This window comes from Thalassospira sp. GO-4 (assembly GCF_023588965.1).
Lineage (GTDB): Bacteria > Pseudomonadota > Alphaproteobacteria > Rhodospirillales > Thalassospiraceae > Thalassospira > Thalassospira povalilytica.
On sequence record NZ_CP097807.1, the window covers coordinates 2,176,958 to 2,193,053 of the forward strand.

Consider the following 16,096-nt stretch of genomic DNA (forward strand, 5'->3'; position numbering starts at 1 on the left):
TAGCTTATCGGTCAACTCTTGACGTAGCGGGTTGATCAACTATGTTCCGCCCCATTGTTTCCCAGTCGGATATGATGCCCTGATGCATAACTTCCTCGATTTTGAAAAACCGATCGCCGAACTTGAAGGCAAGATCGAAGAGCTCCGTCACCTGACGGGCAATGACGAAGTCAACATCGCAGACGAGGTTGCGCGCCTGCAGGACAAGCTGACCAAGTTGCTGCAAAGCACCTATGGCAAGCTGACTCCGTGGCAGAAGACGCAGGTCGCCCGCCACCCGGATCGTCCGCACTTTACCGACTATATCGCAAACCTGTTTGACGATTTCACCCCGCTCGCCGGCGACCGCCAGTTTGGCGAAGACGCTGCAATCATCGGCGGTTTTGGTCGTCTTCAGGGCCGTACCGTAATGGTGATCGGCCATGAAAAAGGCCGTGATACGGAAACCCGTGTGAAACACAATTTCGGTTCGGCCCGTCCGGAAGGGTACCGCAAGGCCATCCGTCTGATGCGTATGGCTGAACGTTTCAACATTCCGGTTGTGACCCTGGTTGATACGGCCGGCGCCTTCCCGGGTGCCGATGCCGAAGCACGCGGCCAGTCCGAAGCCATCGCGCGTTCGATCGAAGCTTGCCTTGATATCAAGGTTCCGCTGGTATCGGTCATCATCGGCGAAGGCGGTTCTGGTGGTGCGATTGCGCTTGCGGTTGCCAACACGGTGCTGATGCTTGAAAACTCGATCTATTCGGTGATTTCGCCAGAAGGCTGTGCCTCCATTCTGTGGCGTTCGGGCGACGAAGCCAAAACCGCTGCCGAGGCTCTTCGTCTTACCGCACAGGACCTTCATCAGCTTGGCGTGATCGACGATATCGTGCCCGAGCCGCTTGGCGGCGCACAGCGCAACGCCAAGGAAGCCTGCAAACGTGTCGGTGATGCCATCATCAAGGCCCTTGAAAGCATGGATGACGTCGAAGGTGGTGTTCTCAAGGCACGCCGTCGCGACAAGTTCCTTGAAATGGGCCGCAAAGGCCTGAACTGATTTTAAATTCAGGGCGCGATACTCATGGTTTGACGTGTCGCGCCCTGTTTTGCTGATCTCCGGCGCAATGTGTCCGTCGGTTACATCCCGGCAAGAACAGGCGCCCATTTTCTCCCCTTTTCGGTGTCATCATACTCATCGAACGGAGCCTAGACCTGAATGGACGCTCTTCGCCGGATCGTAGAATCCAGTCGCTTTAAAAATTTCATCACCATCGTCATTGCTGTGAATGCCGTGATTCTGGGGTTTGAAACCTCTGAAACGGTCATGGCAAAGGCCGGAACGGTTTTGCATGTTCTCGACCAGATTGCTGTTGCGATCTTTGTCGTCGAACTGCTGATGAAACTTGCCGTTTATCGGCTGGCCTTTTTCAAGCGCGCCTGGAACGTCTTTGACTTCACCATTGTCGCGATCACACTGCTTCCGGCCGGACAGGGCATTTCAGTATTGCGGGCATTGCGAATCCTGCGTGCGTTCCGCCTGATTTCGACCGTGCCCTCGATGCGCAAGGTGGTCGAAGCCCTGATGCGTGCCATTCCGGGCATGGTGTCGGTGCTGACATTGCTGTCGCTTGTTTTCTATGTTTCCGCGGTCATGGCAACCAAACTGTTCGGTCAGGGTTTCCCCGACTGGTTTGGTACAATCGGCGCGTCGCTTTATTCGCTGTTCCAGATCATGACGCTCGAAAGCTGGTCGATGGGGATCGTCCGTCCGGTCATGGAGTCTTACCCGCTGGCATGGCTGTTTTTCGTTCCTTTCATCCTTGTCACGACATTTGCGGTGCTCAACCTGTTCATCGCAATTGTGGTTGATGCAATGTCGACCCATGTCGATGTCGAAGAAAACAAAACCCGCGACGAGATCGAATTTGATCATCAGGAAATCATGCAGGAACTCCGCGCGTTACGTCAGGAAATGAGCAAACTTTCCGCCGCCCAATCAGCGGCAAACACCGGCCCGAATTCCGATCAAAACAGATCATCCGACACCTAAAAGACAGGTGGTCAGAGCACCGTCGACAAGAAAAATTCAAGCTTTGCTCATAAAAGGGGGTGGTTAAACGCCCCGAACCTCGTCTAATCTTTCGACAAAATATCGGGAGAACGGGGAATGAAGCTTACGTTTGCGGGGACGGGCTCAGCTTTTTGCATGGCAGCCGACAATTTTCAGAGCAACATGGTTCTGGAAACGACCCCGTCGGGTAACGCACAACCGCATCGCCTGTTGATTGACTGTGGTTCAGATGCGCGCCATTCGCTGCGCAATCTTGGCTACATGCCCAACGACTTTGATGCGGTCTATATCAGCCATCTGCATTCGGACCATATTGGTGGTCTGGAATGGATGGCGCTTGCCAACTATTTTGTGTTTGACGGACATCGCGCCACGCTGTTTGCGGTTCAGGAACTGCTGGAACCATTGTGGGAACATTCCCTGCGGGGCGGCCTTGAAACCAGCGACCATGGCAACAGCCAGCTGTCATCCTATTTCGATGTTGCCCCGCTCAGCATCAAGGACGGCTTTGACTGGCAGGGACTGCATCTTGATGTCATCCCCGCACCGCATATCGTGACCAATGAAACCACCATGTATTCCTATGCCCTGTTCGGGCATGGAAAAAAGCAGTCCTTTTTCCTGACGACAGATGCGATTTTCAATCCCGACGACCATATGTCGCTGTATCAAAAAGCAGATATCATTTTTCAGGATTGTGAACTTGGCCCCAGACATTCCGGCGTCCATGCCCATTACAAAGAACTGGTCACGTTGCCCGACGCGGTAAAAGCCAAGATGTGGCTTTATCACTATCAGGCCTATGACAGACCCGATGCGATTGCAGACGGATTTTGCGGTTTTATCGAGCCAGGACAAAGTTTCGATCTTGGCTGATCGGTATCCTTGCGCATAATCTGCACTGCACCCAATAAAAACGAGCGACAGGAACAAAAAGTTCCAATGCAACAGACGGGACGTGCGAATGCCCAAATCGGTCTTTGCCTATATCTGGCGCCATAGTCGCCTTCAGCAGATCATCCTGACCGTGGTGACGCTGCTTTCATTCCCCTTCCTGTATTATTCGCTCGACCTGCCAAAGCAAATCGTCAACGAAGCCATCGGTGGTGCCGGCGCGCCCTATGATATTCTTGGCGTGCCGCTGAACCAGATTGAATATCTGTTTGCCCTGTCGGCAATTTTCCTGTCGCTTGTGTTTGTGAATGGCGGGTTCAAATATTTCATCAACGTCTATCAGGGCGTGATGGCAGAACGCATGCTCAGACGGATGCGCTATGAGCTGTTTGACCGTGTCCTGCGTTTTCCCCTGCCGCATTTTCGCAAAACCAGTCAGGGTGAAATCGTTTCAATGATCACCGCCGAGGCCGAACCGCTCGGCGGCTTCTTTGGCGAGGCATTCGCCCTTCCGCTTTATCAGGGCGGCATCCTGATCACGATTTCGGCCTTTATCTTTATCCAGGACCCGCTGATGGGCCTTGCGGCGGTCGCATTTTATCCGTTGCAGGGATATCTGATCCCCAAACTGCAACGCCGGGTGAACCTGCTTGGCAAACAGCGCGTGCAAAACGTGCGGCGCATGTCCGAGCATATCGGCGAAACCGTTGGTGGTGCGACCGATATTCGCGCCCATGAAACCCAGGGGTTTGAGCTTACCCATTTCACCCAGCGTCTGGGCCGGATTTTTGAAATCCGCAAGGAAATCTATTACCGCAAATTCTTTATCAAGTTTCTCAATAACTTCATTGCCCAGATCACGCCGTTCTTTTTCTATTCGATTGGCGGTTATCTGGTTATTACCGGTGATCTCAGCTTCGGGGCGCTGGTCGCGGCCCTTGCCGCCTATAAGGACATGTCAGCACCGTGGAAAGAATTGCTGGCCTATTACCAGCGTCTGGCGGATGCCCATATCAAATATGAACAGCTGCATGAACAGTTCGAACTGCCTGATCTTGCACCCGAACATCAGCTTAGTGCGCCTTTGTCGCCTTCGCTTTCCGGCCCGCTTGATGTCAGCGCCCTTTCATGGATCGACGAAGACGGCACCCGCGTTGTTGAAAATGTTTCCTTTAACATGGCGCTTCCGGGCAACGCCCTTCTGACCGGCTCCTCCGACAGCGGCAAGTCCCAGCTTGCCCGTCTTTTGGCGCGCATTCTTGATCCCACCAGCGGACGCATCCAGTTCAATGATCTTGATGCAACCGCGTTGCCGCCCGCGGTCATTGGCCAACGTCTGGCCTATGTCGGGGCGGATGCCTATCTGTTTAATGGCAGCATCGCCGATAACCTGTTTTACGGATTGAAGCACCGCCCGGTCATCATTGATCAGGATGCGGAAAACGATAATTCGGACCCTGAAAAATCCGACGTTAAAAACGCGCTTGCCCGCACCAGACAGGACGCGAAGCACCAAACAGACGATCCTAAATATCCGCTTCCGAAATTCGTCGAGACCATCGAACTGTCAGATCCGGCCGATCTGCCCTGGAAGCTGACCCGCGAGATGTATGACGAAATCAGGATGTCGGGCAACATCCCCTATGATCCGTCTGCCGAATGGATTGATTATATCGGGCCGGGCTATCAGTCGCTTGATGAATTGCGCAGCGAACTTTTGCGCCTGCTTGAAGTTGTGGGTCTGGATCGGGACATCTACCGGATCGGCCTGTCGCGCCGGATCAATGCCGAAGAACGCCCTGACCTTGTCGAGGCCATCCTTGATGTCCGCCCGCGCCTGAAGGCGATCCTTGAAGAACGGCAATTGTCCGATCTTGTCGAACCCTATGACATCGAAAAATACAATGATAACGCGCCGGTCGGCGTGAACCTGATGTTCGGGTCGCCATCGCGTACCGATTTCAAGCGTTATGAATTCCTTTCTCATCCTTACATTCAGGAAAGCCTGCGGGAAAACGGCCTCTATGACAAAATGGTCAAGATGGGTCGTGAAACACTTGATCTGATGATCGAACTGTTTACCGGATTGCCGCCCGGGCATGAATTTTTCGATCGTTACAGCTTTGTCTCGGCCGATGAGATTGCCGATGTCAAAAACATCCTGAAACGCACAGACGGCGTTGCTGTCGATGACATGCGCGAAGAAGACCAGCTTCGTCTTCTTGACGTTGCCATGCAACTGACCCCGGCCCGCCATCGTTTGCGGGTGATTGATGATGATTTCCGTGACCTGATTCTCAAGGCGCGCCCGAAAATTCGCGCCAACCTGCCAGAAGAACTGTCACAACATATCGACTTCTTCGAAGCAGACGGTTACGCCCCGGCTGCCCCGATCATTGACAACCTTCTGTTTGGTCGCTTTGCCTATGGCCGCGCGCACTCAGAAGAACGCGTTGGCGAAGTCCTGTTCGAAATCGCCCATGAAGGCCGCCTGTATGAAGGGCTGGTTGCACTCGGCCTTGAAAGTCAGGTCGGTGTCGGTGGCAGTCGCATGTCACAGAACCTGCGTCAGAAAATCGCCCTTGTCCGCGCCCTGATCAAAAATCCCGATCTTCTGGTTGTCGACGAAGGATTGTCGGCACTTGATCGTGAAACCCGTGAAAGCGTCATCAATTATCTGACCGGGGAAAACGACAATACCAGCCTGGTCTGGGTTGATGGCGATGATCAGGACAATGACAAGTTCGATACATTACTGCATATGTCGAACGGCAAACTGGTCAAACGCCGCAGCCATACCGACGATGACAGCAGCGACACCACCGAAACCGAAGACGATGCCGCCATTCTTGCCGATGGCAATATCGAACAGGAAGTCCGGCTGCTGCGCACCATTCCGCTGTTTGCCGGCCTTGACCCCAGTGTCGTCAAGCTGCTGGCCTTTACCAGCCCGCGCCTGACCTTCAAACATGGCGAGGTCCTTGTCAAACAGGGCGACCCGGGCGATGCCGCCTTTATCGTGATTTCCGGTCGCGGTGAAATCTGGCTGACCACCGAGGAACAACAAACCCTGAAACTGCGCGATGTCCATCCCAAGGAAGTCATCGGCGAAATCGCCCTTCTGGTCGATGCACCGCGTTCGGCAACCATCCGCGCTGTCGAGGACATGACGGTTCTCAAACTCGACAAAACCGAATTCCTTGGCCTTGTCCGACAGGACCAGGCCGTCGCGGTACAGCTGATCCGTGTCCTTGCAGACAGACTGGATCAAACCACCAAACAACTCAGCAGTCGGACAAGCGACTAAATGTGCCCTGAATTGCTGAAATAGCCGATCATGAACAAAGTTGTTTCCATATTGCTTGCTGCCGTGATGGCCATTGTCATGCTTGGCGGGTTTATGGCCCTGCTGGGCGGCAGCATCGTCGGGGCGCTGGTTTTCATCCTTGGCATTCCCTTTGCCTTTCCGATGTCGAGCAGTGTGGTTGTTCTGTTCTTTTTGGTGATTATCATCCGTACCGTGATCGAAAAGCGCCGCCAGAAACGCGAAATGCAGAAATACCTGACATCGCCTGACGACTGAAAACCGGGCGTTTTGTGCCCGCGCAGAAAAAACATCCGGATTTGACCATGGCGGACCAAAAAAAACGCATCATTTGGGTTCGAGTTCGGAAACCTCCTCTGAGAAACTGCTGATAGCTTCCTTGCAGTTCAACAAACAGGCTCGACCGGAAGTGTCGGCTGGTTCTCAAGGAGGTCAAAATGACGGCACAGTCAAAAGAACAGCGTTGTGTGTCGTTAAGCCAGCTTGCCGATTTGCGGCTGCTGCGCGAACACGCCTATATCGATGGACGCTGGTGCTCGGCCGATAATCTTCAGGTTATCGAAGTCACCAACCCGTTCGACGGAAGTTTTATCGGCACAGTCCCGAATATGGGAATCTTTGAAACCCGCAAGGCCATTGCCGCGGCCCGCGCGGCCTTTCCGGCATGGGCCGGGTTGCTGCCCCAGGAACGTGCATCGGCACTGCGCCGCTGGCATGATCTTCTGATCGAGAACAAGGAAGATCTGGCTTTGCTGATGACCCTTGAACAGGGCAAGCCGATCAACGAAGCGCGTGGCGAAATCGATTACGCGGCAAGCTTTGTCGAATTTTACGCCGAAGAAGCCAAACGCGTGAATGTTGAAAACATCACGTCCCACCTTCCCGGCCGCAATATGAGCGTCAAACGCGAACCGATCGGCGTTACCGCAGCAGTCACACCATGGAACTTCCCGTGCGCAATGATCACGCGCAAGGCCGCTGCCGCATTGGCAGCCGGTTGCACCATGATCGTCCGCCCGGCAACCGAAACGCCGTTTTCCGCCACCGCCCTTGCCGAACTGGCCGAACGGGCCGGTATCCCGGCGGGTGTGTTCAATATCGTTACCGGTGATCCCAACCCGGTGGTGGGTGAGCTGTGCGGCAATCCGCTGGTGCGGGCATTGTCCTTTACCGGTTCGACCGAAGTTGGGCGTTTGTTGCTGTCACAAGGGGCACAGACCATCAAGAAAATGTCGATGGAACTTGGCGGTCATGCCCCGTTCATCGTGTTTGATGATGTTGATGTCGACGAGGCAGTTGCACATGCAATCAATGCCAAATTCGCCACCAGCGGACAGGATTGCCTTGCAGCCAACCGCATCTTTGTCCAGCACGGCATTTATGAAGCGTTCCTCGACAAATATGCCAAGGCGATTGCTGCCCTTCGGGTTGGAAACGGCATCGAGGAACATGTCGAGATCGGACCTTTGATGCATGATCGCGCCATTGCCAAATGCGAACAGCATGTGGCGGATGCCCGTGCCAAAGGTGCGCGCGTTCTGACCGGCGGCAAAAAGATGGGTGGCTTGTTCTATGCCCCGACACTTCTGGCCGATGTCACAAGCGATATGCAAATCTATCGCGAAGAAACATTTGGCCCGGTCGCACCGGTCATGGCCTTTGACCATGAAGATGATGTCGTCCAACAGGCCAATGACAGCGAATATGGTCTGGCCGCCTATCTGCTGACCAATGATCATGACCGTGCAGCAAGGGTTTCCAACGCCCTGGAATACGGCATGGTCGCGCTTAACTGCGTCAAGATCACCGGCGCCCCCATTCCGTTTGGCGGGATCAAACAGTCAGGCCTTGGTCGCGAGGGATCGCGTCACGGTCTCGAAGAATTCACCGAACTCAAATATGTCTGCGCCGCCTACAAGGCCTGATGCGCCAGAACGACCACCGCATTCACATGGGAGAAGCAAAATGAATGTCATCAAAAACACCACCGCCGACTTGCAGGAGATGGATCGGGCGCATTTCATGCATCCATCCACCCATATGCGCCAGCACGCCGCCGGGGAAACCCCGAACCGCATCATCAATGGCGGCAAGGGCATCTATATCCATGACACCGAAGGCAAAGAAACCCTTGATGCCTTTGCCGGTCTTTATTGCGTGAATATCGGTTATGGCCGCACCGAGGTCGCCGATGCGATTTACGCCCAGGCCAAGGAACTGGCCTACTACCACACCTATGTCGGGCACAGTAACGAGCCGATCATTCGTCTGTCGGACCGCATTGTCAAAAGCGCCCCCGAAGGCATGCAGCGCGTCTATTACGGCATGTCGGGGTCGGATGCGAACGAAACCAACATCAAGCTGATCTGGTACTACAACAATATCCGTGGCCTGCCGCAGAAGAAAAAGATCATCTCGCGCTGGCGCGGCTATCATGGTTCCGGGATCATGACCGGCAGCCTGACCGGTCTTGCGGCCTTCCACAATGCGTTTGACCTTCCGCGGGCACCAGTTTTGCACACCACCTGCCCGCACCATTACTGGAACGCCGAGGCCGGCGAAACCGAGGCCGAATTTGCCAAACGTTGTGCCGATGATCTTGAAAAAATGATCCTACGCGAAGGTCCGGAAACCGTGGCCGCCTTTATCGGCGAACCGGTCATGGGTACGGGCGGCATCATCACCCCGCCAGAAGGCTACTGGGATGCCATTCAGGCGGTTCTGAACAGATATGACGTTCTGCTGGTTGCCGACGAGGTTGTCACCGCGTTTGGTCGTACCGGATCCTATTTCGGGTCCCAGCATTACGGCATGAAACCCGACCTGATCACGATTGCCAAAGGTGTGTCATCGGGCTATCTGCCGCTTTCGGGTGTGATTATCGGTGAACGCGTCTGGAAGGTCCTGGAACAGGGATCCGATCAGATGGGTCCGATCGGCCATGGCTGGACCTATTCCGCCCATCCGGTATGTGCGGCTGCTGCCAATGCCAACCTTGATATTGTCGATGGTGAAAACCTGACGGGCAATGCGGCCGAGACCGGTGGCTATTTCCAGCATCTGCTGCGTGAAACCTTCAAGGATCATCCGCTGGTGGGCGAAGCCCGCGGTGTTGGCCTGATGGCGGCCCTGGAATTTGTTGCCGACAAAACCAAAAAGGAACGTTTCGATCCGAACGCAAAAATCGGCCCGCGTGTGTCAGCCGCCTGTCTTGAACGCGGCATGATTGCACGCGCAATGCCGCACGGTGACATCCTTGGCTTTGCCCCGCCGCTTTGCATCAACAAGGCGGAAATCGACAAGGTTGTCGATATCGCCAAACAGGCGGTCGATGCCGTTGCCGACGAAGTCGCCGCGGGTAAATAATCCGGCGGAACATAATCCCCGCCGCGTCCAACCTTCTTCCCGACGCGGTGCACGAACAGGGGCCGGGCCCATGACCGGCCCCTGTTTTAATTTTTGTCATTGATGGTCACGGCACCGCTGATCCGGGGATCCGGATTACTGACAAACCGTTTCAAACTTGCCAGACGCCCCTTTTTTTGACGACACAGCGCAACTGCCGGTCACACTGCCGGATGCATTGATGATTTGAAGTTTGATTTCGGCATTGCCGCCATTTTCCGCCGGCCACCAGATCGAACCGGCACTGTCAGAACCTGACAGGTTCAGATAAGGCGCAGCATTGCTGTTGGTCACCCCTGAAACGACAGTGCTGTTTGCGGAATTGCTAAGCGCATCACGGACAGTCACCGCCGCAGAATCAGGCGACTTTTCCGACCATTCAGCCGGCGACACGGGCACACCATTGGGGTTGAGGACCTCTGCCTTGGGCGAGGTCACAAATGTTCCAAGCGCCATCAACGCAAACATCAGCACCGGAAAAATAGCATCACGGGCACATTGAAGCAGGTTGAATATATTCACGGCCAGTTCCTTTCACGTCAGTTTCAACACCACAGACCGGTTATCGGAATGGGCACGTATTAGACGGCTGACCCCCGTTATTGTGAGGTTTGCAACATCGTCCGCCCCGCCCGTCAACACATCGATCAAGCACCCGCGCATCGAAAACAGACCGGGCATCCGCGATGCATACGTCATTTGCGGCACAGGTTTGAAATGCACGCCAAGATATCAACTATCAAAGAATACAACTTTTGGTATTAAATCTCAAAATACAAAAAACCCCGCAGCAAAGTGCTGCGGGGTTTTGTCAGATCACCGTTGAAGACGGCGAGACGTTATTACATCTCGGTGCCGAATTCCTTGCGAAGTGAGTCCAGAACTTCTTTGGTGTCGCCACCGACTTCCTCGACCAGGCTTGCGCCAATGCCTTTGGAAGCGTCTTTGAACGCTGCGCGCTGTGCATCGTCAAGACGGATCACCTGGATGTCCGGCTTGGCTTTCTTGATGCGATCAAGTGCTGCGTCGTTGGCTTTTTTCTGGGCTTCATAGATGAAGTCGTCGAGTTCGGATTTCACCTCTGCCAGCATTGCCTTGCGCTCGTCAGACAGACCTGCATAGAAGTCGGCATTCGAGACCACCGTGGTGGTGTATTGCTGCTGACCGGCATAAATCAGATAGTCGGTAACTTCATAGAACTTGGCACTTTCGATGAAGAAGATAGGGTTGACCTGTGCGTCGATCACGCTGGTCTGAAGGCCCGAATAAACTTCACCCCACGGCAGTGCGACCGGATCGGAACCGAACGATTTATAGGTCTCGATCAGGATCGGCGAAGTCATCACACGGAATTTCACACCATCGAAATCAGCCGGTTTTTTGACTTCTTTCTTGGTGGTCCAGACCATTTCGCCTTCCGGGTACATGGTATAAAGCTTAAGCCCCTTGGACTCGAAATCCTTGGAAAGACCTTCATAGATGGTCGGGCTGCTCGACAGGACCTTTTTGTTCACATCGTTGTCCTGCGACAACAGATACGGAACACCAAAGACCTGGATTTCCGGAACAAAGGTACCAAGGTGACCCGGTGACGCGTTCGAGAACTGAACAGCACCTGCCGCCGTCAATTCGGTAATGTCGTTTTCCGTGCCGAGCTGACCATAGGTGTAAATGGTAACCGTCACATCGCCATTGGTCTTTTCTTCAACAAGGCGTTTGAATTCCTTGGCATAAAGATCCTGAACATCACCCGGGCTTTCCTCGTGGGCGAATTTCCATTCTTCGGCATGGACGGCGGTCCCGGCTACTGCGAACAGGGCGGCAGCAGACAGGGTTGCCTTGAAGAGTTTGTTCAAACTCATATCGAAGTCTCCCTTATTGTTACGCGCAACGACCGAGTTTTGACCCGGATTCAGGGGCGTTTGGTTGGCACATCAATGTCATGAACGCGCAAAGTGTTGAAATGTTCCTGCATCAGGTCAATGCTAGTTTTGTTTCATGACAAAATAACATTGACGTCTACACATTAACCCGCAGCTCATGTTAGGGTTCGACAAAACAACGAGGGTGGAAATCGAACAATGTGGCTGCCAGACATCAATCTCAGCGGCGAAACAGGTCCGAAATACAAGGCACTGGTCGAAGCAATCATCACCGATATCGAGTCGGGCAGATTGCGCCACGACGTTCGCATGCCAACCCATCGCGAACTGGCCTATCGCCTGAAAGTCAGCGTGCAAACCGTCAGTGCGGCCTATAAGGAAGTCGAACGTCAGGGCTATCTCAGATCCGAACGCCGCCGCGGCACCTTTGTCCAGGCGCGCCTGACCGACCGGGCATCGACCTTTATCCTCGACAGTCGGCAACCCGACCTGATCGACCTGTCAATCGTGCGTGCCGCCTATACCGATTTTCACAATGATCTGTCGCGTCAGATCAATACCCGCCTGTCCGAAGAACCGCATCACAGTTGGATGGAAAGCTGCCGTCCGGTCGCCGGGTTTGAATATCACCGTGACATCGGCCGCACCTGGCTTGCCGGACATGGTGTTGATGTTGCCATCCCCAATCTTTTGATCACCAATGGCGCGGCACAGGGGGTTTTCACGGCCCTTGCCACCGTTGTTCAGCCCGACGACGTGGTTCTGACCGAAAGTCTGACCGACCATGGGGTCATCGGAACGGCGAGTATCCTGCGCTTTAAACTCGGCGCCCTGCCCACCGATGACGAAGGCATCCTGCCCGATGCCTTTGAACGCGAATGCCGCAACCGGCAGATCCGCGCCCTTGTCGTCACCCCGATATTCACCAACCCGACCAACTGTCTGATGGGGCTGGAACGGCGCAAGAAGATCGCTGAAATCGCCGAACATTACGGTGTGTATGTCATTGAAGATGACGTCTATCGCCCGCTGCTTGAACAAAACCTGCCCCCGATCACAAGCTTTTTGCCCAAGCTCGGCTTCCATGTTTCAAGCCTGACCAAGATTGTCATGCCGGGCCTGCGCACCGGTTTCCTGACAGTTCCCCAGCACTTGTCGATTCGCGCCAGCAGCGTGTTGCGCGTCACCGGCTGGATGGGGACTCCGATGATGGCAGAGATCGGCGCACGCTGGATTGTCGATGGTACGGTCGAACAGGCCGTTACCGTGCAACGCGCCCTGATGCGCGAACGCCAGGCCCTTGTCGCCGATATTCTGGGCAGTGCGGTCGTGCGCCATCACCCGACATCCCTAAGCGCCTGGGTCCGTATTCCCGCCCATTGGCAGGAAGAATGGTTTGCCTCCGAACTGCGTAAAAACGGCATTGCGGTTACGATTTCCGACCCCTTCATGACCGTAAAGGTCCCCCGCCCCAATGCCATTCGCATCTGCCTTGGCGGGGCACCCGACACCCCGACATTGCATCACGGGCTGATGCAAATCCGCCATACCATGGAACAGATGCCCGGCGTTCATGCCTTCGACGTTATGTATTGATTTTTGTACCATGACAAAAATCTGATTGAACCGTCACAAAGCGTTTTTATTCTGACCAGACCGGCGCGAAGCGAACGGCAATACTGTGTGGGAGGGAACCATTCACCGCACATCACGTTCTGCAACAATGTCTCGCACGCGCATCAAGGAGGTCGTATGTCAGGTTCAAACGGGGAGACCCCCGCCCCGAGTGGTGGGGTGTTGGGCATTCTGAAACGTCTTGATGACGGGTTATCCGTGATCGAGCGTCAGCTTCTGGGGTGGAGCATCGTGATCATGGCGGTCAATACCGTCGCCAACGTGATCATGCGTCTTGTCTTCAGTTCGAGCATCTTCTTTTCCGAAGAACTCAATCAGTTTCTGATCATTCTTGTCACATTCGTCGGCATCAGCGAGGCCGCCCGCATGGGGCGCCATATTCGCATGTCCGCCTTTACCGACATGCTCGGCCCGACGACCAGCAAGATCATGATGATCATCATCACCACCGGGACCGCCTGCCTTCTGTTTCTTCTGGCCTGGTATTCCGTCGATTATGTGATGTCCCTGATCAAGTCGAACCGCCTGACCCCGGCCTTGCGCATACCGTATTACTTCACCGTCCTCTGGGTTCCGTTCGGTCTGACCGTTACCGGCATCCAGTTCCTGTTTGCCGCTGCAACGAACATCTTCAAACCGGGGACCCATCTGTCCTATCGGGTCGAAGACACGTTCGAAGCCGAAGATCATCACCTGTAAGGAGGACGGAAAAATGGATCTTGGAACCTCAATCCTTCTGGTGATGCTGGTCCTGCTGGTACTTGGCTTCCCGATGATGGTACCGCTGGCAACCGCCAGCGTCGTTGCATTTGCCTTTTACATGCCGATCCCGGAACGCATCCTGATTCAGCAAATGGTCACCGGCATTTCGCCCGTGGCCCTGATCGCGGTGCCGATGTTTATCTTTGCCGCCGATATCGTGACAAAGGGCCATACAGCCAACCGGCTGATTGACCTTGCCATGACATTTGTCGGCCATGTGCGTGGCGGTCTTGCTGTGACCACCGCCCTTGGCTGTACGCTGTTTGGCGCGGTATCGGGCTCGACCCAGGCAACGGTGGTTGCCATGGGGGGACCGTTGCGTCCCAAGATGCTCAAGGCCGGCTACGAAGACAAATTCGCCATGGCCCTGATCATCAATGCCAGTGACATTGCCTTTTTGATCCCGCCATCAATCGGCATGATAGTGTTTGGTGTGGTTGGCAAGGTTTCGATTGGCGAGCTGTTCCTCGCGGGGATTGGTCCGGGCATTCTGATCCTGATCATGTTCTCGCTTTACTGCATGTATTACGCCAAAAAGAACAATATCCCGACCATCCCGCGCATGACCTGGGCGGAACGCGGACGGGCCGTGATCAATGCCGGTCCGGCGATCATGTTCCCGGTTCTGATTGTCGGGGGCATCTATCTGGGTTGGGTCAGCCCGACCGAGGTCGCAGCCGTCGCCGTGGTTTATGCAATCATTCTTGAAGTTCTGATCTTCAAATCGGTCAAATGGTCCGAATTGCTTGAAATTGCGCGCTCTACCGGCCTGATTACCGCGGTTGTGTTTATTCTGGTTGGCGCTGGAACGACATTCTCGTTTGTCATTTCCTTTGCCCAGATCCCGCAGCATGTCATTGGTGCGCTGGGTCTTGAAGGTGCCAACCCCTACATCATTCTGGCCGCCATCTGCATCGCGTTCTTTATCGGTTGCATGTTTGTCGACCCGATTGTCGTCATTCTGGTTCTGACACCGATCTTCATGCCGCTGGTCAATCAGGCCGGTCTTGATCCGGTTCTGGTCGGCACACTGGTCACGCTTCAGGTCGCGATCGGATCGGCCACACCACCATTCGGGTGCGATATCTTTACGGCCATCGCGATCTTCAGGCGACCCTATGCCGAGGTCATTCGCGGGACGCCACCGTTCATTTTCATGCTGCTGCTGGCAGCGGTGATTCTGATTTTCGTTCCGCAGATCGCGTTGTTCCTGCCTGAACTGGCGTTCCGTTAACCGACACCAGTCTGGCAGAAACCGGGCACTGCCCCGGAAACAAATTCGACAGCATGTGAAACCCGGGGCGGTCCCGATCAAAACATAAAGACAGCCCCATCCATGGAGTTCAGGACGATGTCCGTATCCCCAGCGGTCACGCCAGAGCCGGTAGACCTGCCCTATTTTCCTGATCCGGTCGGACCGGCGGGCAAGATCGGGCTGATCACACTGGCGACTGACTTCAACAGCGAGGATGACCTGCGCGGCATCCTGCCAGCCGATATTCGTCTGTTCACCACCCGGATTGAAAATGCCAATCCGGTCACGGTCGAAAACCTGCGTGCGATGGCCGATGACCTGCCACGCGCGGCCCGCACCTTGCTGCCGGGATACGGGGTGGATGTCGCGATATTTGGCTGTACGTCGGGCACGGCTGTCACCGGTTCGGAACGGATTGCATCCCTGATCCATCAGGGGATGCCCGGTGTAAAGGTCACCAACCCGCTTCTTGCCGGTGAATTGGCCCTGCGCGCGGTAAAGGCGCAAAAAATTGCCATCCTGACCCCCTATGTTGCCGACGTTACCCGTTCGGTCGCCGACGGCTTTGCCGCACAGGGTTTCGAGGCCACCCGTCTGATGGGGTTTGGCCTTGATAGCGATCAGGACATGACCGCTCTGCCCCCGGGCATTCTGCTTGAAGCAGCCCTTAAGGCCGACACACCCGATGCCGATGCGGTTTTCATTTCCTGCACGGCCATTCGGTCAGCCGAAATCGCCGCCGAGGCGGAAAAGAAGCTCGGCAAGCCGGTGATCACCAGCAATCAGGCCCTGATCTGGCATGCGCTGCATCTGCTTGGCTATGACAAACCGGTCACGGGGTTCGGAACCCTGTTTGACCATGCCCCGCAACCCGAAGAATAAGT

13 protein-coding genes are annotated in these 16,096 nt (G+C 54.9%); 11 read left to right on the forward strand and 2 right to left on the reverse strand.

Annotated elements, in window-relative coordinates:
- Positions 1 to 82: 82 nt before the first annotated feature.
- From M9H61_RS10120 to M9H61_RS10150, 7 genes are all read left to right on the forward strand, one after another.
- A complete protein-coding gene (locus M9H61_RS10120) occupies positions 83 to 1,039 on the forward strand; it encodes an acetyl-CoA carboxylase carboxyltransferase subunit alpha (protein ID WP_068517011.1) in 957 nt (318 codons plus the stop codon).
- A gap of 159 nt (positions 1,040 to 1,198) precedes the next feature.
- Complete coding sequence (locus M9H61_RS10125; RefSeq protein WP_068516924.1) at positions 1,199 to 2,032, forward strand: ion transporter; 834 nt, start codon at positions 1,199 to 1,201, stop codon at positions 2,030 to 2,032.
- A gap of 117 nt (positions 2,033 to 2,149) precedes the next feature.
- On the forward strand, positions 2,150 to 2,929 hold the full coding sequence (locus M9H61_RS10130; RefSeq protein ID WP_250284901.1) for an MBL fold metallo-hydrolase: 780 nt from the start codon (positions 2,150 to 2,152) through the stop codon (positions 2,927 to 2,929).
- An 88-nt stretch (positions 2,930 to 3,017) separates the two neighbouring features.
- On the forward strand, positions 3,018 to 6,254 hold the full coding sequence (locus M9H61_RS10135) for an ABC transporter transmembrane domain-containing protein (RefSeq protein ID WP_250284904.1): 3,237 nt from the start codon (positions 3,018 to 3,020) through the stop codon (positions 6,252 to 6,254).
- 30 nt (positions 6,255 to 6,284) lie between these two features.
- Positions 6,285 to 6,530 carry a hypothetical protein gene (locus M9H61_RS10140; protein WP_250284906.1) on the forward strand — a complete coding sequence of 82 codons (246 nt, stop codon included), beginning with the start codon at positions 6,285 to 6,287 and terminating at the stop codon, positions 6,528 to 6,530.
- Between the two features lie 179 nt (positions 6,531 to 6,709).
- Positions 6,710 to 8,197: an NAD-dependent succinate-semialdehyde dehydrogenase gene (locus M9H61_RS10145; RefSeq protein ID WP_250284907.1), complete on the forward strand. Its 1,488-nt coding sequence runs from the start codon at positions 6,710 to 6,712 to the stop codon at positions 8,195 to 8,197.
- Positions 8,198 to 8,237: 40 nt separating this feature from the next.
- The gene (locus M9H61_RS10150; RefSeq protein ID WP_250284909.1) at positions 8,238 to 9,638 is read left to right on the forward strand and encodes an aspartate aminotransferase family protein; all 1,401 of its coding nucleotides are present in this window, start codon (positions 8,238 to 8,240) and stop codon (positions 9,636 to 9,638) included.
- A 135-nt stretch (positions 9,639 to 9,773) separates the two neighbouring features.
- Here M9H61_RS10150 and M9H61_RS10155 read toward each other — a convergent pair whose 3' ends face one another.
- Both M9H61_RS10155 and dctP read right to left on the reverse strand, forming a co-directional pair.
- Positions 9,774 to 10,199 carry a hypothetical protein gene (locus M9H61_RS10155; RefSeq protein WP_250284911.1) on the reverse strand — a complete coding sequence of 142 codons (426 nt, stop codon included), beginning with the start codon at positions 10,197 to 10,199 and terminating at the stop codon, positions 9,774 to 9,776.
- 320 nt (positions 10,200 to 10,519) lie between these two features.
- Positions 10,520 to 11,539 carry a TRAP transporter substrate-binding protein DctP gene (gene dctP, locus M9H61_RS10160; protein ID WP_068516931.1) on the reverse strand — a complete coding sequence of 340 codons (1,020 nt, stop codon included), beginning with the start codon at positions 11,537 to 11,539 and terminating at the stop codon, positions 10,520 to 10,522.
- A 219-nt stretch (positions 11,540 to 11,758) separates the two neighbouring features.
- On the opposite strand from dctP, the gene M9H61_RS10165 reads away from it, so the two are divergent.
- The 4 genes from M9H61_RS10165 (at position 11,759) to M9H61_RS10180 (ending at position 16,094) form a co-directional block, all read left to right on the forward strand.
- Entirely contained in the window at positions 11,759 to 13,156 is a 1,398-nt protein-coding gene (locus M9H61_RS10165; protein WP_068516932.1) for a PLP-dependent aminotransferase family protein, read from the forward strand.
- 156 nt (positions 13,157 to 13,312) lie between these two features.
- Positions 13,313 to 13,894, forward strand: a complete 582-nt coding sequence (locus tag M9H61_RS10170) for a TRAP transporter small permease (protein ID WP_228194436.1) — start codon at positions 13,313 to 13,315, stop codon at positions 13,892 to 13,894.
- A gap of 13 nt (positions 13,895 to 13,907) precedes the next feature.
- A complete protein-coding gene (locus tag M9H61_RS10175; protein WP_068516934.1) occupies positions 13,908 to 15,191 on the forward strand; it encodes a TRAP transporter large permease in 1,284 nt (427 codons plus the stop codon).
- Between the two features lie 117 nt (positions 15,192 to 15,308).
- Entirely contained in the window at positions 15,309 to 16,094 is a 786-nt protein-coding gene (locus tag M9H61_RS10180; RefSeq protein WP_250284913.1) for an Asp/Glu racemase, read from the forward strand.
- The last annotated feature ends 2 nt before the right edge of the window (positions 16,095 to 16,096 follow it).

Bases quoted from the DNA above. Each gene is read 5' to 3' on its own strand.
- M9H61_RS10120 (WP_068517011.1), top strand. From the start codon at position 83: ATGCATAACTTCCTCGATTTTGAAAAACCGATCGCCGAACTTGAAGGC.
- M9H61_RS10125 (WP_068516924.1), top strand. From the start codon at position 1,199: ATGGACGCTCTTCGCCGGATCGTAGAATCCAGTCGCTTTAAAAATTTC.
- M9H61_RS10130 (WP_250284901.1), top strand. From the start codon at position 2,150: ATGAAGCTTACGTTTGCGGGGACGGGCTCAGCTTTTTGCATGGCAGCC.
- M9H61_RS10135 (WP_250284904.1), top strand. From the start codon at position 3,018: ATGCCCAAATCGGTCTTTGCCTATATCTGGCGCCATAGTCGCCTTCAG.
- M9H61_RS10140 (WP_250284906.1), top strand. From the start codon at position 6,285: ATGAACAAAGTTGTTTCCATATTGCTTGCTGCCGTGATGGCCATTGTC.
- M9H61_RS10145 (WP_250284907.1), top strand. From the start codon at position 6,710: ATGACGGCACAGTCAAAAGAACAGCGTTGTGTGTCGTTAAGCCAGCTT.
- M9H61_RS10150 (WP_250284909.1), top strand. From the start codon at position 8,238: ATGAATGTCATCAAAAACACCACCGCCGACTTGCAGGAGATGGATCGG.
- dctP (WP_068516931.1), bottom strand. From the start codon at position 11,539: ATGAGTTTGAACAAACTCTTCAAGGCAACCCTGTCTGCTGCCGCCCTG.
- M9H61_RS10165 (WP_068516932.1), top strand. From the start codon at position 11,759: ATGTGGCTGCCAGACATCAATCTCAGCGGCGAAACAGGTCCGAAATAC.
- M9H61_RS10170 (WP_228194436.1), top strand. From the start codon at position 13,313: ATGTCAGGTTCAAACGGGGAGACCCCCGCCCCGAGTGGTGGGGTGTTG.
- M9H61_RS10175 (WP_068516934.1), top strand. From the start codon at position 13,908: ATGGATCTTGGAACCTCAATCCTTCTGGTGATGCTGGTCCTGCTGGTA.
- M9H61_RS10180 (WP_250284913.1), top strand. From the start codon at position 15,309: ATGTCCGTATCCCCAGCGGTCACGCCAGAGCCGGTAGACCTGCCCTAT.